Source organism: Streptomyces sp. Mut1, assembly GCF_030719295.1.
GTDB classification, from domain to species: Bacteria; Actinomycetota; Actinomycetes; order Streptomycetales; family Streptomycetaceae; genus Streptomyces; species Streptomyces castrisilvae.
The window spans coordinates 2,324,764-2,344,915 of sequence record NZ_CP120997.1 but is presented as its reverse complement, the minus strand read 5'-3'; the positions used below and the strand labels follow the sequence as shown (position 1 = coordinate 2,344,915).

Here is a 20,152-nt window from a genome sequence, read left to right as displayed (position 1 = left end):
GACATCCGCAACACCGCACCAAGGACCAAGGAGAACCCCATGATCGGCATGATTCTGGCGGCCGGCGCCGGCCGCCGCCTGCGCCCCTACACCGACACGCTTCCCAAGGCCCTGGTGCCGGTCGGCCCCGAGGGCGACGAGGAGAGCCTGACCGTGGTCGACCTGACGCTCGGCAACTTCGCCGAGGTCGGCCTGACCGAGGTCGCGATCATCGTGGGCTACCGCAAGGAGGCCCTGTACGAGCGCAAGGCGGCGCTGGAGGCCAAGTACGGCGTCAGCATCACGCTGATCGACAACGACAAGGCCGAGGAGTGGAACAACGCCTACTCCCTGTGGTGCGGCCGGGACGCCCTCAAGGACGGCGTCATCCTCGCCAACGGCGACACCGTGCACCCGGTCTCCGTCGAGAAGACGCTGCTGGCCGCCCGTGGCGACGGCAAGAAGATCATCCTCGCCCTCGACACGGTGAAGCAGCTCGCCGACGAGGAGATGAAGGTCGTCGTGGAGGACGGCAAGGGCGTCCGCCGGATCACCAAGCTGATGGACCCGGCCGAGGCGACCGGCGAGTACATCGGCGTCACCCTGATCGAGGGCGAGGCCGCCGCCGAGCTGGCCGACGCGCTGAAGACCACCTTCGAGCGCGACCCGGACCTGTACTACGAGGACGGCTACCAGGAACTCGTCAACCGCGGCTTCACGGTCGACGTGGAGCCGATCGGCGACGTGAAGTGGGTCGAGATCGACAACCACGAGGACCTGGCCAAGGGCAGGAAGATCGCGTGCCAGTACTGACCCGGCTGATACCCGCACCGGTCGTCGTCGACATCCGGCCCGGCGCTCTGGCGGATCTGGCGAGTGTCCTCGCCGATCAGCGGATCTCCGGCTCGGGCAAGCTGGCGGTGGCGATCAGCGGGGGCAGCGGCCGGGCGCTGCGCGAGCGGCTCTCGGACAGCCTGCCGGGCGCCTCCTGGTTCGAGGTGGGCGGCGGCACGCTGAACGACGCCGTCAAGCTCGCCGAGGCGATGAAGTCCGGGCGGTACGACGCCGTGGTGGGCCTCGGCGGCGGCAAGATCATCGACTGTGCGAAGTTCGCCGCCGCGCGCGTCGGGCTGCCGCTGGTCGCCGTGGCGACGAACCTGTCCCACGACGGCCTGTGCTCCCCGGTGGCGACGCTGGACAACGACGCGGGCCGCGGCTCGTACGGTGTGCCGAACCCGATCGCCGTCGTCATCGACCTCGACGTCATCCGGGAGGCCCCGGCCCGCTTCGTCCGCTCCGGGATCGGGGACGCGCTGTCGAACATCTCCGCCGTGGCGGACTGGGAGCTGGCCCACCGGGTCAACGGCGAGGACATCGACGGCCTGGCAGCCGGGATGGCCAGGCAGGCCGGTGAGGCCGTGCTGCGCCACCCCGGGAGCCTGGACGACGACGCGTTCCTCCAGGTGCTGGCCGAGGGCCTGGTGCTCACCGGGATCTCGATGTCGGTGGCCGGTGACAGCCGGCCCGCCTCCGGCGCCTGCCACGAGATCAACCACGCCTTCGACCTGCTCTTCCCGCAGCGCGCCGCCAGCCACGGCGAGCAGTGCGGACTCGGCGCGGCCTTCGCGATGCATCTGCGCGGCGCCGTGCAGGAATCCGTACGGATGACCGAGGTGCTGCGGCGCCACGGTCTGCCGGTGACGGCCGAGGACATGGGCTTCGACGTGGACGAGTTCGTCTCGGTGGTCGAGTTCGCCCCCCGGACCAGGCCGGGCCGGTACACGATCCTGGAGCACCTGAACCTGTCCGGGGACGGGATCAGGGACGCGTACGCCGAGTACGTCAGGAACGCCGCGGTCTGAGCGGGGCGGGGCCGTACCGGACCCGGTTTGACCGGTTGTCCGGGGCCCCGTAATCTTGACCCTCGGCGTTTGTTCGCCACACCTCTGAGCACTGACCTCCCGCTCGTACGGGAGAGGCCGCTCGTCCAATCCGGATCGTCACGGGTCCCCGGACCCGTGTGAGCGGCTGGCATCAGGGGTTTCCGCTTCGAGTGAGAGTGAGATCCGCGTGTACGCCATCGTGCGCAGCGGTGGCCGCCAGCACAAGGTTGCTGTCGGCGACATCGTTGAGGTTGACAAGATTCCCACCGCCAAGGTTGGCGACACGGTAGAGCTCTCTACCCTGCTCGTTGTCGACGGCGACGCCGTGACCAGCGACCCGTGGGTGCTGGACGGGATCAAGGTCCAGGCCGAGATCGTGGACCACCACAAGGGCGCGAAGATCGACATCCTTCGCTACAAGAACAAGACCGGCTACCGCCGTCGCCAGGGTCACCGCCAGCAGTACACGGCGATCAAGGTCACCGGTATTCCCGCGGCTGCGAAGTAAGGGACTGAGGAGACATGGCACACAAGAAGGGCGCATCGTCCACCCGGAACGGGCGCGATTCCAATGCTCAGCGGCTCGGCGTGAAGCGCTTCGGCGGTCAGGCCGTCAATGCCGGTGAGATCCTGGTCCGCCAGCGCGGCACCCACTTCCACCCGGGCACGGGCGTCGGCCGCGGCGGCGACGACACGCTGTTCGCCCTGGCCGCCGGCGCGGTCCAGTTCGGCACGCACCGTGGCCGTAACGTGGTGAACATCGTTCCGATCGCCGGCTGAATTCCCGGCGCTCGTCGAGCGGTATGACGTGGAGGCGGACCTCACTTCCTGTTAGGGGAAGTGGGTCCGCCTTTCGCGTGTTGCACCTATGAGGGCTGCACGAGCACTTTTCTGCACGTATGTAACTGGAGGATTCATCCATGACCACCTTCGTGGACCGCGTCGAACTGCATGTCGCCGCGGGTAACGGAGGCCACGGCTGTGCCTCCGTTCACCGTGAGAAGTTCAAGCCGCTCGGCGGCCCGGACGGCGGCAACGGCGGCCGTGGCGGCGATGTGACCCTGGTCGTCGACCAGGCCGTCACCACGCTCCTCGACTACCACCACCACCCCCACCGCAAGGCCACCAACGGCCAGCCCGGCGCGGGCGACAACCGCACCGGCAAGGAGGGCCAGGACCTGGTCCTGCCCGTGCCGGACGGCACCGTCGTCCTCGACCGCGACGGCAATGTGCTCGCCGACCTCGTCGGCCACGGCACCGCCTTCGTCGCCGGCCAGGGCGGCCGCGGCGGCCTGGGGAACGCCGCGCTGGCCTCCGCCCGGCGCAAGGCCCCCGGCTTCGCGCTGCTCGGCGAGCCCGGCGAGGCGCGGGACATCGTCCTGGAGCTCAAGACCGTTGCCGACGTCGCCCTGGTGGGCTACCCGAGCGCCGGCAAGTCCTCGCTGATCTCCGTGCTGTCGGCCGCGAAGCCGAAGATCGCCGACTACCCGTTCACCACCCTCGTCCCGAACCTGGGCGTGGTCACCGCGGGCAGCACCGTCTACACCATCGCCGACGTCCCGGGGCTGATCCCGGGCGCCAGCCAGGGCAAGGGCCTCGGCCTGGAGTTCCTGCGCCACGTCGAGCGCTGCTCGGTCCTCGTCCACGTCCTGGACACGGCGACGCTGGAGTCCGACCGTGACCCGGTCTCCGACCTCGACATGATCGAGGAGGAGCTGAAGCTGTACGGGGGGCTGGAGGACCGGCCCCGGATCGTCGTCCTCAACAAGATCGACATCCCGGACGGCCAGGACCTCGCGGACATGATCCGGCCCGACCTGGAAGCCCGCGGCTACCGCGTCTTCGAGGTGTCCGCTGTCGCCAGGACCGGGCTCAAGGAGCTGTCCTTCGCGCTGGCCGGCATCATCGCCGAGGCCCGTGCGGCCAAGCCGGTGGAGGAGACCACCCGTATCGTCATCCGGCCCAAGGCCGTGGACGACGCCGGGTTCACCGTGACCCTGGAGGACGACGGCATCTACCGGGTGCGCGGCGAGAAGCCGGAGCGCTGGGTCCGCCAGACCGACTTCAACAACGACGAGGCCGTCGGCTACCTCGCGGACCGGCTGAACCGGCTGGGCGTCGAGGACGCGCTGCGCAAGGCCGGAGCCCGCGCGGGCGACGGCGTGGCGATCGGCGCCGAGGACAACGCGGTCGTCTTCGACTGGGAGCCGACCGTGTCGGCCGGTGCGGAGATGCTCGGCCGCCGGGGCGAGGACCACCGCCTGGAGGAGCAGCGTCCGGCCACCCAGCGCCGTCGTGACCGCGAGGTGCAGCGCGACGAGGCCGTCAAGGAGTACCAGGAGTTCGACCCGTTCGCGTGAGCGTGAGCCGCTGACGGCGAAGCCCGCAACGGCGAAGCCCCGCAACGACGACGGTCCCGGCACCCCCTCGGGGAGCCGGGACCGTTTCGCGTGCTCAGACCCGCCCGGCGCGCTCCAGTGCCTCGGCGGGGGAGGGGGCCGGGGTGCGCTCGGCGAGCGGGACGACCGGCGGCAGGGCCTCCTCGCCCAGGAACACCCGGCGCACCACGCGCTCGGCGGCGTGCCCGTCGTCGTAGTCGCAGTAGCGCTCCCGGAACGCGGCGCGCAGCTCCGCCGCCTTCTCGTCGCGCCACGCGTCCGAGCCCAGGACGGCGGTCAGCTCCTCCTGCGAGGTCGCGACGGCGCCCGGGGGCTCGGCCATGAGGTCGAAGTAGGTGCCGCGCACGACCCGGTAGGTGTCCCAGTCGTCCGCGTAGATCACGATCGGCCGGTCCAGGTTGGCGTAGTCGAACATCGCCGATGAGTAGTCGGTGACCAGGGCGTCGGCCGCGAGGTAGAGCTCCTCGACGTTGCCGTGCGCGGAGACGTCGATGACCCGGCCGCTGGCCTGGAGCTCGGCGAGGCGGCCGGTCGGCTTGTAGAAGTAGTGCCCGCGCACCAGCAGGGTCACGTCGGGGCCCAGCGCCTCGGCCAGCTTCGGCAGGTCGACCCTGGGGGCGAAGGACTTCTCGTACTCGCGGTGCGTCGGCATGTACAGGAACGCGGTCGAGCCGTCCGCGAGGCCCAGGTCGTGCCGGGCCCGCACGACGTCGGCGGCGGTGGCGCGGAGCAGCACGTCGTTGCGCGGGTAGCCGGTCTCCAGCGTGGTGTACCGGCAGGGGTAGACCCGCTCCCAGACGGTGGTCGAGAACCGGTTGGAGGTCAGGCTGTAGTCCCAGCGGTCGCACCGGCGCAGCAGCAGCTCCATGTCCATGTTGGTGGACGCGGGGTACTGGGCCTGGTCGAGCCCCATCGTCTTCAGCGGGGTGCCGTGATGGGTCTGGAGATGGATCTGCCCCTCGCGCTTCACGATGGTGTCGCCGAAGTTCACGTTGTTCGTGAGGTACTTGGCGCGGGCCATGACCGCCCAGTACTCGCGCGAGCCGACGATCACCTTCTCGACGCCCTTGGGCACCCGGTCGCGGTGTTCGGAGCGCACGGCCCAGACCCGGCGCACGCCCGGCGCGAGACGGCCCAGCTCGGCCTCGATGGCCGCCGGGTTGCAGGAGTAGCCGCGCCCCCAGTACGCGGAGAACACCGCCAGGTTCTCGTCCAGCGGCATCCGCAGCTGCGACCGGTAGAACATGCCGAGGGCGGCCCGCTTGGCCCGGCCGATACGGGCCTGACCGCCCTGCCGGGCGCGGTGGCGCACGTTGTTGGCGCGGGTCACGCCGAAGAACGCGGAGTACGAGTCGACCCCGAGCAGCGCGTACTTGTAACCGCGCCCGCCCGGCGGCCGCTCGAAGCCCTCCGGGAGGCGGCCGCGGTAGTCCTTGGCCGCCCGGTGAAAGAATTCGGCGCGCGCGTTGCGCGGGAGCCGGCCCGGCCTTTCCAGAATGGTCAGGAAGTGGTCGACCATCTTCCTGAACAGCGCCGGCCGCCAGCGATCGAGTTCCGGCCGCTCGTCGAGGAACGCGAAGACCCGGTCGTACTGGTCGAAGACGTCGAAATGCTTCCGGCTGACCGTGTGGAGGATGTTCCCGCCCTCACGCCGCTGCCGGTACAGCACACAGGAGCGGTCGAGCACGGCGATGCGCTCCGCCGCGATCATCGCGCTGTACGTCCAGGGCGCGTCCTCGTAGTAACCGGGCGGGAAACGGAGTCCGTGGCGGGTGACGAAATCGCGCCGGTAGGCCTTGTTCCAGACGATTTGCAGCAGGTCCAGCAGCTGTGGCCGCTCCGCGAGGGAGAAGACCTTCGGGTCGGCCTCGGACATCAGGTCGGAGCGCTTGTTGCGCAACAGCTGCCCGTCCCAGTAGGCGCGGGTGTAGTCGTAGACCAGGATGTCCGGGTCGTCCGCCGCGTCGAGCCGCGCCGCGATGGCCGCCAGGGAGCCCGGCGCCAGGGTGTCGTCGCTGTCGAGGAAGAGGACGTAGTCACCGGTCGCCAGGTCGAGACCCGCGTTGCGCGCGCGGCCCAGGCCCACGTTCTCCGTGAGGTGCAGCACACGGATCCGGGGGTCGCGGGCCGCGTAGGCGTCCAGGATCGCGCCGGAACCGTCGGGGGAGCAGTCGTCGACACCGATGACTTCGAAGTCGGTGAAGTCCTGCCCGAGCACGGAGTCCAGACACTCCCCGATGTACCCCTGCACGTTGTACGCAGGCACGATGAGTGTCAGTCGAGGCATCGTCCACCAGTTCCAGAGAGCTTCCGCAGGGTTTGTGCGAGGGGCGCGGTCGGCACCGTGGAACAGTGGGGTGCGTCCGGCACCCGGACAGCGTAATTGATCGCCCCGGCCGCTCCCGGAGGGTGGCTCGGGCCGTCCACGTAGGGTGGAACGCTGACGGGTACAGCATCTGACAGGGAGACGCACGACATGACCTGGATGGTTACGGGCGGGGCGGGGTTCATCGGTGCGCACGTGGTGCGCGCGATGCTCGCGGGTGGTCAGCAGGTGGTCGTGTTCGACGACCTGTCGACCGGAAGCGCCGACAAGGTACCCGCCGGGGTACCCCTGGTGACCGGCAGCGTTCTCGACCGCGGGGCCCTCGACGCGGCGATCCGGGACCACGGGGTGACCGGGGTGGTGCACATCGCCGGCAAGAAGCAGGTCGGCGAGTCCGTCGAGCGCCCCCTCCACTACTACAAGGAGAACGTCACCGGCCTGGAGGTCCTGCTGGAGAGCATGGTCGCCGGTGGCGTCGACCGGCTGGTGTTCTCCTCGTCGGCCGCCGTCTACGGCATGCCCGACGTGGATCTCGTCACTGAGCAGACCCCGTGCGCGCCGATGAGTCCCTACGGGGAGACCAAACTCATCGGCGAGTGGCTGATCCACGCCGCCGCCAGGGCCCACGGGCTGCGCTGCGCCTCGCTGCGCTACTTCAACGTGGCGGGCGCCGCGTCTCCGGAGCTGGCCGACGCCGGGGTCTTCAACCTGATCCCGATGGTCTTCGAGCGCCTGGAGGCGGGCGAGTCCCCGCGCATCTTCGGCGACGACTACGCGACCCCCGACGGCACGTGCGTCCGCGACTACATCCACGTCGAGGACATCGCCTCCGCCCACCTCGCGGCCGCCCGCCGGCTCCAGGACGCCGAGCCCGGCACGGACCTCACGCTGAACATCGGCCGCGGCGAGGGCAGCTCGGTGCGCGAGATGGTCGACCGCATCCTCAAGGTCACGGACAACGGCGCCGTCACCGCCGAGGTGACCGCCCGCCGCCCCGGCGACCCGGCCCGGGTGGTCGCGGGCGCCGACCGCATCCGCGAGGAGCTGGGCTGGTCGGCCCGGTTCGGCCTGGACGAGATGATCGAGTCCGCCTGGCAGGGCTGGCGCCTGCGCCACCCCTGAGCACGGTCCGGTACGCGGGGCCCGGCACCGCTCTCGTCGGTGCCGGGCCCCACGTGTGTCCTTCGGCCCCTCAGGGCTCCCGCGCCGGTTTCGCCGCCTCCGCGCGGCGCTGGGCGGGGATGCCGGGGAGCAGCCGCTCCTCCATCCGCCGGCGGTGCGTGTCCGCGGCCCGGCACAGCTCGCGCGCCGCGTCGGCGAACCGGACGGCGGACGGCGGGTCGGACGGGCCGAGGAGCCGGAGCTTCAGGTCCGCCCGGGCCGGGGCGAGCCCGTCGCCGCCGGGGTCGCGCACCGAGGCGAGGAGGGCGGGGACGCCCGCCGCGTCCGGGGTCAGGACGGTCGCCGCCGAGACCGTCGGGAAGGCCTCCCGGAACTCCGCGTCGGACAGGGCCCCGGTGTTCGCCACGGCGTACGGCTTCTCGCCGGCCAGGTAGTCGCTGACCACGCTCGACACATCGCTGATCAGCAGGTCCGCAGCGTTGAAGCAGGCGTACAGCGCGGGCCTGTCCGACGTGACGATCTGGTGCTCCCCTTCGGGCAGGGACGCCCAGTGGGCCGCCTCCCATGCCGCCGTCGCCGCGTCGACCGCCGCCGCCCGGCCGGGCTCGGGGGTGCCCTGGGCCAGCATCCGTTCGGCGTCGTCCGCGTCGGGGCGGAAGGCGGAGGCGGTCAGGGCGTCCAGCTCCGCGGTGCGCCGGGCCAGTTCGGCGGCGGCCCCGGGGGCGGGGCGCGGGCCGGGGCGGGCGCGGTTGGCCGCGTGGATCAGTTCCTGGATGCGGGCGTCGGCGGCGCCGGCTCGCGGGTCGACCGAGCCCGTCATGGGGTGCGGTTTGTAGAGGAGCCGGACTCCGGGGTCGGCGAGCAGTTCCCGGACGATGTTCTCGCCGGCCAGGACGACGGAGGTGTTGCCGGGGTTGCCGTCCCAGCCCTCCCAGGTGGGGGCGTAGAGCACCGTCGTGTACGGGCCGGTGGGAGGGCCCGCGTACGGGGCGATCGGGGCCAGCTGGGGGCGGCCGATCTCCACCACGTCACCGTCCCGTACGCCGACGTCGGCCAGGGCGTAGCGTTCGCGCGCGGCGGGGCCCGCGACCCACACCTCGTCGTACGCCTTCGCGTACGGGTTGCAGCTGGACAGCTTGTCGCTCTCGCCGTGGTTGACGAAGGCGTGCTTGATCGTCGGGACGCGCAGGACCTGCGAGGTCCTGCCGGAGTTCGCCGGGTGGATCAGCATCTTGAGGCTGGACTGTTCCAGGCGCAGCAGCTGGGAGACCTTCGGGAGGCAGATGACGGGGAGGTCGGTGGCGCCGATGCGCTGCATCATGAAGCGCTCGCGCAGCAGGATGACCGGCCGGCCGTCGAGCGAGGCCAGCGCGTCCAGCCACATGTTGGCCTGGTACGCGGACGAGGCCCCGCCCGAGAAGTACATGCCGACGGTGGGCCGGTAGTCGGCGAGCCAGGCGTCGAACCACTCCTGCACCTCGTCGGGCGTGGCCGGCCCGCGGCGCAGCAGGCACCGCGCCAGCGTGCCGAGCGACACCGCGGCGAGGCCGACCGAGACCGCGATGCCCATGGCCGCGTACTGCGGCCGGTCGTTCGTGGCGGTCACCAGCAGCCCCGCGGTGAGCGGCAGGCCGAAGAGGATGAGGCGGGGGCCGTGGCGGCGGGTCAGCAGGGCCCGGGGAGCCGGGGTGATGCGCAGGGCCGAGGCGTCGATGTTGCGGGTGAGCAGGGGCAGGGTGCGGGACTGGCGTACCCGGATCGCCGCCGCGTGGGTGGCGAGGTGCAGCGCGTAGAAGAGGAGGAGGCCGAGGACCAGCGGCAGGTAGACCGCCTCGCTCCGTTCGCCCGGCATCCTGATCATTCCGACGAGCAGCAGGAGATCGCAGGCCAGGCGGCGGACCATGGTGTCCGCGCGCACCCTGGCGAGCAGCGTGACCTGGCCGGGCAGCCATCGGTGCAGGGCGGCTTCGGCGCACAGGACGGCCGCGGTCGCCACGATCAGCAGGACGAGGTGGGGCTCGACGGCCGCCGCTGCCTGGACGGTGAGGGCGACTACCAGCAGGCCGAGGGGGAGGGCCCTGGCGGCGGACCGCAGAGGGGGGAGAAGTGGTGGCACGGGTGGGACTCCAAAAGAGCTCAGGCTCCTGTGCGTGCGCCGTGGGGGCGGCGGCGGCGTCCGGCCGGGTCCGGACGAGCGGGGGTTCGGACGAGCGGGGGGTTCGGACATCACCGTAGGGAAACTCAGTCAATCCGATGATGAGACAAGAGTGAAGACTTTGTGAGAAACGGGCCTCCGCACGCAACCATCTGCCATGTCCATGCATACGCGCGGTGCCGGTCACGGCCGGCCGGTTACGGGAGATCGCCACTTTTCCTCCGGATGTGTCGGCAATGGGTGGGCCGGTGACGTTTTGTCCTGGATGGGGCGATAGATCTCAGTAAGGTCGCCGGTAGGTCGCAGCCGCGACAGGACCGCCGTCTCATCGGCCACATCTCATCGTGGGGGCAGAAACTGTGAAGGCTCTCGTACTCGCCGGTGGGGCAGGCACCCGGCTCCGCCCCATCACCCACACCTCGGCCAAGCAACTGGTCCCGGTGGCGAACAAACCGGTCCTCTTCTACGGCCTGGAGGCCATCGCGGAAGCCGGAATCACCGAGGTCGGCATCATCGTGGGCGACACCGAGGAGGAGATCCGCGCGGCGGTCGGCGACGGCTCGCGCTTCGGCATCGACGTCACCTACATCCGGCAGTCCGAGCCCCTCGGCCTCGCCCACGCGGTCCTGGTCGCCCACCGCTTCCTGGGCGACGACGACTTCGTCATGTACCTGGGCGACAACTTCATCGTCGGCGGGATCGCCGGCCTGGTCGAGGAGTTCCGGGCGGACCGGCCCGACGCCCAGATCCTGCTGACCCGGGTGCCCGACCCGACCTCCTTCGGCGTCGCGGAACTGGACGGGGACGGCAGGGTGGTGGCCCTGGAGGAGAAGCCCGAGTACCCCAAGAGCGACCTCGCGCTCGTCGGCGTCTACCTCTTCACCCGGGCCGTCCACGAGGCCGTCCGCTCGATCCGGCCGTCCTGGCGCGGCGAGCTGGAGATCACCCACGCCATCCAGTGGCTCATCGACCAGCAGCGCGACGTGCGCTCCACCACGATCCGGGGCTACTGGAAGGACACCGGCAACGTCACCGACATGCTGGAGGTCAACCGGACCGTGCTGGAGAGCGTGGAGCCGAGCACCGAGGGCGCCCACGTCGACGGCGAGAGCGAGATCATCGGCCGGGTGCTGATCGAACCGGGCGCCCGGGTCACCCGCAGCCGGATCGTCGGGCCCGCCATCATCGGGACCGGCTCGGTCATCAGCGACGCCTACGTCGGCCCGTTCACCTCCATCTCCCAGAACTGCCGGATCGAGGACAGCGAGATCGAGTACTCCATCGTGCTGCGGGGCGCCTCGATCGACGGGGTGCGGCGCGTGGAGGCCTCGCTGATCGGCCATGACGTCGAGGTGACCCCCGCGCCCCGCAGCCCGTCCGCCCACCGTCTCGTCCTCGGCGACCACAGCAAGGTGCAGATCTCCTCATGACCGACCCCACGCGCATCCTCGTCACCGGCGGCGCCGGCTTCATCGGCTCCCACTACGTCCGCACGCTGCTGGGCCCCGACGGCCCCGGCGACGTCACCGTCACCGTCCTGGACAAGCTCACCTACGCGGGCAACCCGGCCAACCTGGCGGAGGTCCGCGGCCACCCCGGCTTCGCCTTCGTGCACGGCGACATCTGCGACGCCGGCCTGGCCGCGCGCCTCATGGCCCGGCACGACCAGGTGGTGCACCTCGCCGCCGAGTCCCACGTCGACCGCTCCATCGACGGCGGCGCGGCCTTCGTCCGTACGAACGTCGTCGGCACCCACACCCTGGTCCACGCCGCGCACGAGGCTGGCATCGCCACCTTCGTCCACGTCTCCACCGACGAGGTCTACGGCTCCATCGACGAGGGCTCCTGGACCGAGGACGAACCCCTCGCGCCCAACTCCCCGTACTCCGCGTCCAAGGCATCCAGCGACCTCATCGCCCTGGCCTACCACCGCACCCACGGCCTCGACGTGCGGGTCACCCGCTGCTCCAACAACTACGGCCACCACCACTTCCCCGAGAAGGTCGTCCCGCTCTTCGTCACCAACCTCCTGGAGGGCCGGCCCGTACCGCTCTACGGCGACGGCGCCCATGTACGCGACTGGCTGCACATCGACGACCACGTCCAGGGCATCGAACTCGTCCGCACCGAGGGCCGCCCCGGTGAGGTCTACAACATCGGCGGCGGCACCGAGCTGTCCAACAAGGAACTCACCCGGCTGCTCCTGGAGGCGTGCGACGCCGACTGGGACACCGACGTGACCCACGTCGAGGACCGCAAGGGCCACGACCGGCGCTACTCGGTGGACTGCGCCAAGATCCGCGAGGAGCTGGGCTACGCGCCCCGCAAGGACTTCCGCACCGGCCTCGCCGAGACCGTGCGCTGGTACCGCGAGAACCGGTCCTGGTGGGAGCCGCTCAAGGAGAGGGCCGCCCTGTGAGCCCCCGCTGGCTGGTCACCGGGGCCGGCGGCATGCTCGGCCGGGACCTGACGGCCGCGCTCGCCCGCGAGGACGCCGCCGTCGTCGCCGCCGACCGGGCGGCCCTGGACATCGCCGACCCGGCCCGGGTCCGTGAGGCGTTCGCCGTCCACCGGCCCGCCGTCGTCGTCAACTGCGCCGCCTGGACCGCCGTCGACGACGCCGAGAGCCAGGAGGAGGCCGCGCTGCGGGTCAACGGCACCGGACCCGCCGTACTCGCCGCGTCCTGCCGCGAGTACGGCAGCGTCCTGCTGCACGTCTCCTCCGACTACGTGTTCGCGGGCGACGCCGTCCTGCCCTACGCGGAGGACGCCCCGACCGCCCCGCGCAGCGCCTACGGACGCACCAAACTGGCCGGCGAACGCGCCGTCCTCGCAACCCTGCCCGACACCGGCCACGTCGTGCGCACCGCCTGGCTGTACGGCGCGGGCGGCGCCAACTTCGTCCGTACGATGATCAAACTGGAGGGGGCCAAGGACACCCTCGACGTGGTGGACGACCAGCGCGGGCAGCCCACCTGGACCGTCGATCTCGCCGCCCAGCTGGTCCGCCTCGGCCGTGCCGCGCTCGACGGCACCGCCCCGGCGGGCGTCTACCACGGCACCAACGGCGGCTCGACGACCTGGTACGGGCTGGCCCGGGAGGTCTTCCGGCTGCTGGGCGCCGACCCGGACCGCGTCCGCCCGACCAGCAGCGCCGCCTTCGCCCGCCCCGCGCCCCGGCCCGCCTGCAGCGTGCTCGCGCACGACCGGTTCGCGGCCGCCGGGATCGAACCCCTCCGCGACTGGCGTACGGCCATCGGCGAGGCCTTCCCCGCGCTGCTCGCCGCCGAACGTCCGCTCAGCGCCGGGGCGAGGTGAGCGAAGGCTCGCCGGCCCGGACCCCGGGGAGCGCGGGACCACCCACCCGCAGCCGCGCGTAGTACGCCTCGCAGGCGGCGTACGAGGGGAGCAGACCCCGCGCCTCGGCCTCGGCGAGCGAGGGGGCCGAGGCGTCCTTCGGGGAGAGCAGCGGCGCGACGTCCCCGGGCCACTCGATGCCCAGGTCCGGATCGAGCGGGTCGATGCCGTGCTCGCGCTCGGGCGCGTAGCCCTCGGAGCAGAGGTAGAGGACGCACGCGTCGTCCGTCAGCGCCACGAAGGCGTGGCCCAGCCCCTCGGCGAGGTAGACCGCCCGGTGATCGGTGTCGTCGAGCCGCACGCCCTCCCACCGCCTGTACGTGGGTGAGCCGGTGCGCACGTCCACGATCACGTCGAGCACCGCACCCCGCACGCACTTCACGTACTTCGCCTGACCCGGCGGCACGTCCGCGAAGTGGATCCCGCGCAGCGTGCCCCGGCGCGAGCACGAGAAGTTGGCCTGCGCGAGCCCCAGCGCGTGGCCGGCCGCCGCAGCGAGATCCGCCGCCCTGAACCACTCGTGGAAGCTGCCGCGGCCGTCCGGGATGACCTCGGGCTCGTGCACCCAGGCCCCGGGTACGGAGAGCCGGCGCATGCGATCACATCCTCTTCCCCATCAGCCGGGCCTTCGGACGGCACCGGTACCTCATCTGCAACGAGCCGTAGGGGCGAACAGACACGGAACGGGACGAAGAGGGCGAAACGGGGTCCACGGTACGGAATGCGAAGGCGTCGTTTTCCGCTCTCGCGTAGATTGCGGGGTCCAGCGAGCGAACCTTGGGGGATGCGGGTGTCAGGGGCAAGGCAGGGCGTCACGGAAGCCCGCAGGGTCGTGGTCAAGGTCGGTTCCTCCTCCCTCACCACCGCCGCGGGCGGCCTCGACGCCGACCGGGTCGACGCCCTCGTCGACGTACTCGCCAAGGTCCGAGACGGCGGCGAGCGGGAGGTCGTCCTCGTCTCCAGCGGCGCCATCGCCGCCGGGCTCGCCCCGCTCGGACTGCACCGCAGGCCCAGGGACCTGGCGCGCCAGCAGGCCGCCGCCAGCGTCGGCCAGGGACTGCTCGTCGCCCGCTACACCGCCTCCTTCGCCCGCTACGGCGTCCGCGTCGGCCAGGTCCTGCTGACCAGCAACGACACCAGCCGCCGCGCCCACTACCGCAACGCCTACCGCACCCTCGACCAGCTCCTGGACATGGGCGCGCTGCCCGTCGTCAACGAGAACGACACCGTCGCCACCGACGAGATCCGCTTCGGCGACAACGACCGGCTCGCCGCGCTCGTCGCCCACCTCGTCCGCGCCGACCTGCTGGTCCTGCTCTCCGACGTGGACGGCCTCTACGACGGCGACCCGAGCATCCCCGGCACCACCCGCATCGCCCAGGTCACCGGCCCCGCCGACCTGGCGGGCGTCAGCATCGGCAGCGCGGGCAAGGCGGGCGTCGGCACCGGCGGCATGGTCACCAAGGTGGAGGCCGCCCGGATCGCCACGGCCGCCGGCATCCCGGTCGTCCTCACCTCCGCGAGCCACGCCGCCGACGCGCTGGCCGGACGCGACACCGGCACCTACTTCCACCGCACCGGACGCCGCTCGGCCGGCCGGCTGCTCTGGCTCGCCCACGCCTCCACCCCGCAGGGCTCGCTCACCCTGGACGACGGCGCCGTCGAGGCGGTCGTGGAACGGCACAGCTCGCTGCTGCCGGCCGGGATCGCGGCGGTCGAGGGCGAGTTCACCGCGGGTGAACCGGTGGAGCTGCGGGATCTGCGCGGCCGGCCGGTGGCACGCGGGCTCGTCAACTTCGACGCCAAGGAGATCCCGCAGCTCCTCGGCCGTTCCACCCGCGACCTCGCCCGGGACCTCGGCCCCGCCTACGAACGCGAGGTCGTACACAGGGACGATCTCGTCGTCCTGCACGCCTGACGGACCCCTGAAACGGCTGAAAGTCCAGCCATCGGACAGAGAGCTTCACGAAAACCACCCCACACCGGGCCCCGGACTGGTCCACTTTGTAGCAGGGAAACTGCGGGGTACAGCAAAGCAACACATCACAGGAGGCCGCCGGTGAGACGAGCGCGCCCGGGGGCGCCGCCCCGAGGAACGGGTGGCCGCACCCTGACCAGCGTGGGAGCGGGGACCGGTTTCGAGGGGAGCGGACCCGCGGACCGGAGGGACGAGCACACCGCCCGGCCGGAGCCGACACCGGCCGGCCAGGAGCACGTGCAGTCGAAGCTGTGGCACGTCACGCTCTGCGTCTCCGGGACCGAGTTCCCGCTGAAGGAGATCAGACGCGGCCTCGAACAGCTCGCGCACGACCACCCGTTCCTGCTGACCAGCCGTTATGCCAACGACCACGCGGAGATCCGCTACTGGGAGGAGGCCCGCGACCTGCACGACGCGGCGGCGGTGGCCCTGCGGCTGTGGGGCGAGCACCGCTCCAGCGCCGGCCTGCCGCCCTGGGTGATCGTCGGCCTCGAAGTCATCGACCGCGAGACCTACCACCAGCGCGTCGCCGAGGGATACGGACCGCCCCCGGCGGCCCCGGTCGGCGTCCACCCGTACTGACGCGGCGGCCGTCGCGGGACGGCCGTCTCGCATCACGGGATACGTGAGGAATGCCCGCAGCGTGCGCACTACTCTGCGGGCATGACCACGCTTTCGCCGTACGACAACATGTCTCCGGTGGCCCAGGCCGCCTACCGGGCCCGCTCCGCAGCCGCCGACATCGCGCCACTTCCGCGCGCGGCGAAGGACGACGCGCTGCTGGCGATCGCTGACGCGCTCGAAGTACGGACGAGCGACATCCTCCAGGCCAACGCCGAGGACGTGGCGCGCGCCCGTGAGGCGGGGACCAGCGAATCGGTCGTCGACCGGCTGACCCTCACCCCGGAGCGCATCCGCGCCATCGCCGCCGACGTACGGGACGTCGCCGCGCTGCCCGACCCGGTCGGCGAGGTCGTGCGCGGCTCGACCCTGCCCAACGGCATCGACCTGCGCCAGGTCCGGGTGCCGCTCGGCGTCGTCGGGATCATCTACGAGGCCCGGCCCAATGTGACGGTGGACGCCGCGGCCCTCTGCCTGAAGTCGGGCAACGCCGTCCTGCTGCGCGGCTCGTCCTCCGCCTTCGCCTCGAACACCGCCCTGGTGCGGGTGCTGCGCGACGCGGTCGGCGGCTCCGGCCTCCCGGCCGACGCGGTGCAGCTGGTGCCCGGTGAGAACCGCGACTCCGTGCGGGAGCTGATGCGCGCGCGAGGACTGGTCGACGTCCTCATCCCGCGCGGCGGCGCCTCGCTGATCCGCACAGTGGTCGAGGAGTCCACCGTCCCCGTCATCGAGACCGGCACCGGCAACTGCCACGTGTACGTGGACGCGCGGACCGACCTCGACATGGCCGTCGAGATCCTGGTCAACTCCAAGGCCCAGCGCCCCAGCGTCTGCAACGCCGCCGAGACCCTCCTCGTCCACAAGGACATCGCCGACGCCTTCCTGCCGCGCGCCCTGGACGCCCTGGCCGAGGCCGGGGTGACCGTGCACGGCGACGAAAGGGTGGTGGAGTACGCCGAGGGCTCCAAGGCCACCGTGGTGGCGGCGACGCCGGAGGACTGGGAGACCGAGTACCTCTCGTACGACATCGCGGCGGCCGTCGTGGAGTCGCTGGACGCGGCCGTGGCGCACATCCGGCTCTGGTCCTCCGGGCACACCGAGGCGATCGTGACCACCTCGCAGGCCGCGGCCCGCCGCTTCACCCAGTTGGTGGATTCGACCACGGTCGCCGTCAACGCCTCGACGCGCTTCACCGACGGAGGCCAGTTCGGATTCGGCGCCGAGATCGGCATCTCCACACAGAAACTGCACGCCAGGGGCCCGATGGGGCTGCCGGAACTGACGTCCACGAAGTACATCGTGACCGGCGACGGCCACGTGAGGTGAGCCCGTGAGGCGCGAATGCGCCGTCTCCCTGCCCAAAGCGCCCCGCCGGGGCTAGTCTGAAGTCGTGCCGGACGACGTGGGGGGCAAGCCGTATCCGAACGGCTGGGAGCCCGACGACGACCGCGGAGGCGCGGACGAGGACTTCGCCTCCGTGGTGTTCGACGAGGACTTCGTACGGGCCGCCGAGTTCCACGAACCGACCGCCGTCGAGCGGCTGTTGGCGGCCGCCGAAGCGCGCGCCGAGGCCGATGCCCGGCGCGCCGGCGCCCGCGGCGGCCCCCCGGACGACGAGCTGTACGACGACGGCTACGGACCGGGCGGCTACGGCGGCCCGTACGGCTACGACGACCGGCTCGACGCGGACGAGGACGGCGCCTACGACGACGGGCCCTACGGCCGCCACGGCGGCTCCCTGCGCCCCTACCGGGGTGCGGCCCGCTGGCACCGGCCGATCGCCTGGCTGCTCGCCGTCCTGATGGGCGTCGGCATGGTCGCCCTCGCCTTCAGCGCCGTCTACCGCAACACCTCCGGCGACCGCCAGGACCCCGCCCCGCCGCCCGCCACCACGGGCGTGGACAGCGCCCCGGGAGCCACCTCCGCCCCCTCCGACGCGAACGGCCACTCCCGCCCGATGGTCTCCGCCGTCCCGCGCACCCCCTGAGCCCCGCGCACCCGGCGAGACTCTCCGGTGGTTGCCGGCCGTCGTCGCGTTTACGGTCGTCGTGATCGACCCACCCTGAAGGTATGACCCCTCACGCGCTCGACGAGGGGACTTCTCACGGAGTCGGGAGAAGTCATGGCACACCGCGGAGACCCACCCGATGGCCCGGCGGAGAACGGCGCGAGCGGTCAGGACGACGAATACGGCTCACTCGTCTTCGACGAGTCCTTCGTGCGAGCCGCCCGGCTGCAGGAATTCTCCGCCCAGGAACGCATGGGCGAGCACGCCCGCGCCGTCCGCAGCCTGCACGGGCGGTCCTTTCGCAACGGCTCCCGGCTCGCGCTCGCCCTGATGATCCTGATCGCCATGGCCTTCGGCACCGCCGTCTTCATGGGCCTGCGCCACCCCTACGAGAGCCCGGCGGGCCGGCGGGCCGAACCGCTGCGGATGACCGTCGTCCCCCTCGCCCCCCGCGGCACCGTCCCCGCCGGCACCCCGGCCGCCCTCTTCGCGAGCAGCGCCGCCGCCGAATACCCGAAGGGCAAGGACGGCATCAACGCCCCGGCCGCCCGGGGCACGGCTGACTTCTCCGAGAACCAGGTCACCGCCGCCCTGGCCACCGCCAAGGACTACCTGGTCGCCTCCTCGCTCGACCCCGACGTGCTCAGCGGGAACGTGGTGCGCCCGGTGGAAGCACTGCTCGACCCCGACCAGATGGAGCAGTTCGACCGCAGCGTCTCCGAGCCCTACGACGACGGGCAGCACGCCGCGACCGGCTGGCTCGTACGCTTCGACCCGGCCAAGGTCACCCCGGACCCCGAGGTCAGGGTCCGGGGCACCCTGCGCTACGCCCAGACGGGGACCGACACCCTGGAGGTGGTCTCCGACCACACCTTCACGTACGCGCTGCGCCCCGCCGTCTCCGGGCCCCGGCAGGAGGGCGGCGCCTCGCTGTTCACCGTGCGGCGGGAGCTGCGCTTCCGGTTCGACCGGGAGGACCTGCGGCTGCACCGCCTGGAGGTGCTGACCAGCTACCTCCAGGCGGGACCGCAGTCCTGCCCCGCCGACACAGCGGCCGCGCTGCGCCCCCTGCTGGCGGGCGAGCGGGCGGCGTCCCGGGGCCCGGCGGGCACCGACCCGTACGCCACGGGCCGGCCCGTGGCCGCGCTCTGCGGGACGCTGGAGGTCAGCTCCCTGCCGTCCCGGGCCCCTGGGAATCCTCCGGGCCCTCCGTCTCCGACGACGGCGCGGAGCCGCCCGTAGCACCGCCCTTGGCGCCACCGCCCCCGCCGGTGAACTTGTCCCGCAGCTTCCCGCCCAGGTCCCCGGCGCCACCGGCTATGTCGCCGACCAGCTTCATCAGCGGGTCCTTGCTGTTGCGCACCGAATCGGCGTAGTGCGAGGCGGACTCCTTGAACGAGTCCGTCACCGAGGTGTCCTTGTCCTCGTCGCGCCGCGGGTAGTGGCCGTCCATGATCCGCTGGTAGTCGCGGGTCTCGGACCACTTCTTCAGCTCCGCCGCGCGGACCGTGGTGAAGGGGTGCGAGCGCGGCAGCACGTTGAGGATCTTGAGGACGGAGTCACGCAGGTCGCCTGCCTTCTCGTACTCGTCGGCCTGGGCGAGGAAGGCGTCCACGTTCATCTCGTGGAGGTGGTTGCCGCCGGCGATCTTCATCAGGCCGCGCATCGACGCCTGCGAGTCCTGCCCGACCAGCAGCCCGGCCCGGTCCGCCGACAGCTCCGACTTGCGGAACCACTCGCGCAGCGCCGTCACGATCGCCATGATCGCGACGTTGCCCAGCGGAATCCACGCCACCTTGAGCGCCAGGCTGGTGAGGAAGAGCAGGATCGTGCGGTACACGGCGTGGCCGGAGAGGGCGTGCCCGACCTCGTGGCCGACGACCGCCCGCATCTCCTCCTCGTCGAGCAGTTCCACCAGCCCGGTGGTCACCACGATGATCGGCTCGTCGAGTCCGATGCACATGGCGTTGGGCCGGGGGTCCTGGTTGACGTACATCGGCGGGACCTTCTCCAGGTCCAGGATGTAGCAGGCGTCGCGCAGCATGTCGTTGAGATGCGAGAACTGGGCGTCGCTCACCCGGACGGAGTCCGACAGGAAGAGAAGTCGCAGACTGCGCTCCGGCAGCAGCCCGCTCAGCGCCTTGAAGACGGTGTCGAAGCCGCTCAGCTTGCGCAGGGCGACCAGGGCCGAGCGGTCCGCGGGGTGCTCGTAGGCCCGGGAGGAGATCCCCGGGAAACGCTTGCGCTGCCTGCTCGGCACGCGCTCGTGGTTCTCGTGGCTGCTGTCGGTCATGGATGGGCCCCCTGTGTTCGTACGAGACGTC

General features: G+C 71.6%; 18 protein-coding genes. 14 read left to right on the top strand and 4 right to left on the bottom strand.

What is annotated here, in order from left to right; genetic code table 11:
- The first annotated feature begins 39 nt into the window (after positions 1-39).
- The 5 genes from P8A18_RS10060 (at position 40) to obgE (ending at position 4,222) form a co-directional block, all read left to right on the top strand.
- Positions 40-792, top strand: a complete 753-nt coding sequence (locus tag P8A18_RS10060; protein ID WP_018551602.1) for a phosphocholine cytidylyltransferase family protein — start codon at positions 40-42, stop codon at positions 790-792.
- Positions 780-1,841, top strand: coding sequence for an iron-containing alcohol dehydrogenase family protein (locus P8A18_RS10055; protein WP_306053540.1), 1,062 nt, complete (start codon positions 780-782; stop codon positions 1,839-1,841). Before P8A18_RS10060 ends, P8A18_RS10055 begins: the two co-directional genes overlap by 13 nt.
- A 208-nt stretch (positions 1,842-2,049) precedes the next feature.
- The gene (gene rplU, locus P8A18_RS10050) at positions 2,050-2,370 is read left to right on the top strand and encodes a 50S ribosomal protein L21 (RefSeq protein ID WP_018551604.1); all 321 of its coding nucleotides are present in this window, start codon (positions 2,050-2,052) and stop codon (positions 2,368-2,370) included.
- A gap of 14 nt (positions 2,371-2,384) precedes the next feature.
- Positions 2,385-2,642: a 50S ribosomal protein L27 gene (gene rpmA / locus P8A18_RS10045; protein ID WP_018551605.1), complete on the top strand. Its 258-nt coding sequence runs from the start codon at positions 2,385-2,387 to the stop codon at positions 2,640-2,642.
- Between the two features lie 140 nt (positions 2,643-2,782).
- Entirely contained in the window at positions 2,783-4,222 is a 1,440-nt protein-coding gene (gene obgE / locus P8A18_RS10040; protein WP_306053535.1) for a GTPase ObgE, read from the top strand.
- A gap of 94 nt (positions 4,223-4,316) precedes the next feature.
- Here obgE and P8A18_RS10035 read toward each other — a convergent pair whose 3' ends face one another.
- Positions 4,317-6,548 (bottom strand): bifunctional glycosyltransferase/CDP-glycerol:glycerophosphate glycerophosphotransferase, encoded by a 2,232-nt coding sequence (locus P8A18_RS10035; protein WP_306053534.1) that lies wholly within the window; start codon positions 6,546-6,548, stop codon positions 4,317-4,319.
- A 189-nt stretch (positions 6,549-6,737) separates the two neighbouring features.
- On the opposite strand from P8A18_RS10035, the gene galE reads away from it, so the two are divergent.
- Entirely contained in the window at positions 6,738-7,709 is a 972-nt protein-coding gene (galE, locus tag P8A18_RS10030) for a UDP-glucose 4-epimerase GalE (RefSeq protein ID WP_306053532.1), read from the top strand.
- A 70-nt stretch (positions 7,710-7,779) separates the two neighbouring features.
- Here galE and P8A18_RS10025 read toward each other — a convergent pair whose 3' ends face one another.
- Positions 7,780-9,825, bottom strand: coding sequence for a hypothetical protein (locus P8A18_RS10025; protein ID WP_306053530.1), 2,046 nt, complete (start codon positions 9,823-9,825; stop codon positions 7,780-7,782).
- Between the two features lie 398 nt (positions 9,826-10,223).
- Here P8A18_RS10025 and P8A18_RS10020 point away from each other — a divergent pair, with 398 nt between their 5' ends.
- Genes P8A18_RS10020 through rfbD form a run of 3 tightly spaced genes read left to right on the top strand, consistent with a single transcriptional unit; the run spans position 10,224 to position 13,182 of the window.
- Entirely contained in the window at positions 10,224-11,294 is a 1,071-nt protein-coding gene (locus tag P8A18_RS10020; RefSeq protein WP_306060799.1) for a glucose-1-phosphate thymidylyltransferase, read from the top strand.
- Positions 11,291-12,283 carry a dTDP-glucose 4,6-dehydratase gene (gene rfbB / locus P8A18_RS10015; protein ID WP_306053528.1) on the top strand — a complete coding sequence of 331 codons (993 nt, stop codon included), beginning with the start codon at positions 11,291-11,293 and terminating at the stop codon, positions 12,281-12,283. Before P8A18_RS10020 ends, rfbB begins: the two co-directional genes overlap by 4 nt.
- Positions 12,284-12,315: 32 nt before the next feature.
- Positions 12,316-13,182 (top strand): dTDP-4-dehydrorhamnose reductase, encoded by an 867-nt coding sequence (rfbD, locus tag P8A18_RS10010; RefSeq protein WP_306060797.1) that lies wholly within the window; start codon positions 12,316-12,318, stop codon positions 13,180-13,182.
- Here the strand turns inward: rfbD and P8A18_RS10005 are convergent.
- Positions 13,163-13,816 (bottom strand): dTDP-4-dehydrorhamnose 3,5-epimerase family protein, encoded by a 654-nt coding sequence (locus P8A18_RS10005; protein ID WP_306053526.1) that lies wholly within the window; start codon positions 13,814-13,816, stop codon positions 13,163-13,165. The genes rfbD and P8A18_RS10005 overlap by 20 nt on opposite strands.
- Before the next feature lie 237 nt (positions 13,817-14,053).
- On the opposite strand from P8A18_RS10005, the gene proB reads away from it, so the two are divergent.
- The 5 genes from proB (at position 14,054) to P8A18_RS09980 (ending at position 19,070) form a co-directional block, all read left to right on the top strand.
- On the top strand, positions 14,054-15,139 hold the full coding sequence (gene proB, locus P8A18_RS10000; protein WP_018551614.1) for a glutamate 5-kinase: 1,086 nt from the start codon (positions 14,054-14,056) through the stop codon (positions 15,137-15,139).
- 141 nt (positions 15,140-15,280) lie between these two features.
- The gene (locus P8A18_RS09995; RefSeq protein ID WP_306053525.1) at positions 15,281-15,781 is read left to right on the top strand and encodes a DUF8830 family protein; all 501 of its coding nucleotides are present in this window, start codon (positions 15,281-15,283) and stop codon (positions 15,779-15,781) included.
- 81 nt (positions 15,782-15,862) lie between these two features.
- A complete protein-coding gene (locus tag P8A18_RS09990) occupies positions 15,863-17,146 on the top strand; it encodes a glutamate-5-semialdehyde dehydrogenase (protein ID WP_306053523.1) in 1,284 nt (427 codons plus the stop codon).
- Between the two features lie 64 nt (positions 17,147-17,210).
- Positions 17,211-17,807 carry an SCO2584 family spore wall biosynthesis protein gene (locus tag P8A18_RS09985; RefSeq protein WP_306053521.1) on the top strand — a complete coding sequence of 199 codons (597 nt, stop codon included), beginning with the start codon at positions 17,211-17,213 and terminating at the stop codon, positions 17,805-17,807.
- A 135-nt stretch (positions 17,808-17,942) separates the two neighbouring features.
- Positions 17,943-19,070 carry an SCO2583 family membrane protein gene (locus tag P8A18_RS09980; RefSeq protein WP_306053519.1) on the top strand — a complete coding sequence of 376 codons (1,128 nt, stop codon included), beginning with the start codon at positions 17,943-17,945 and terminating at the stop codon, positions 19,068-19,070.
- Here the strand turns inward: P8A18_RS09980 and P8A18_RS09975 are convergent.
- The gene (locus tag P8A18_RS09975; protein ID WP_306053517.1) at positions 18,994-20,121 is read right to left on the bottom strand and encodes a M48 family metallopeptidase; all 1,128 of its coding nucleotides are present in this window, start codon (positions 20,119-20,121) and stop codon (positions 18,994-18,996) included. The two genes, P8A18_RS09980 and P8A18_RS09975, sit on opposite strands and share 77 nt — an antisense overlap.
- Positions 20,122-20,152: the final 31 nt, after the last annotated feature.

Bases quoted from the DNA above. Each gene is read 5' to 3' on its own strand.
- P8A18_RS10060 (WP_018551602.1), top strand. From the start codon at position 40: ATGATCGGCATGATTCTGGCGGCCGGCGCCGGCCGCCGCCTGCGCCCC.
- rpmA (WP_018551605.1), top strand. From the start codon at position 2,385: ATGGCACACAAGAAGGGCGCATCGTCCACCCGGAACGGGCGCGATTCC.
- obgE (WP_306053535.1), top strand. From the start codon at position 2,783: ATGACCACCTTCGTGGACCGCGTCGAACTGCATGTCGCCGCGGGTAAC.
- P8A18_RS10035 (WP_306053534.1), bottom strand. From the start codon at position 6,548: ATGCCTCGACTGACACTCATCGTGCCTGCGTACAACGTGCAGGGGTAC.
- galE (WP_306053532.1), top strand. From the start codon at position 6,738: ATGACCTGGATGGTTACGGGCGGGGCGGGGTTCATCGGTGCGCACGTG.
- rfbB (WP_306053528.1), top strand. From the start codon at position 11,291: ATGACCGACCCCACGCGCATCCTCGTCACCGGCGGCGCCGGCTTCATC.
- rfbD (WP_306060797.1), top strand. From the start codon at position 12,316: ATGCTCGGCCGGGACCTGACGGCCGCGCTCGCCCGCGAGGACGCCGCC.
- P8A18_RS10005 (WP_306053526.1), bottom strand. From the start codon at position 13,816: ATGCGCCGGCTCTCCGTACCCGGGGCCTGGGTGCACGAGCCCGAGGTC.
- P8A18_RS09990 (WP_306053523.1), top strand. From the start codon at position 15,863: ATGACCACGCTTTCGCCGTACGACAACATGTCTCCGGTGGCCCAGGCC.
- P8A18_RS09980 (WP_306053519.1), top strand. From the start codon at position 17,943: ATGGCACACCGCGGAGACCCACCCGATGGCCCGGCGGAGAACGGCGCG.
- P8A18_RS09975 (WP_306053517.1), bottom strand. From the start codon at position 20,121: ATGACCGACAGCAGCCACGAGAACCACGAGCGCGTGCCGAGCAGGCAG.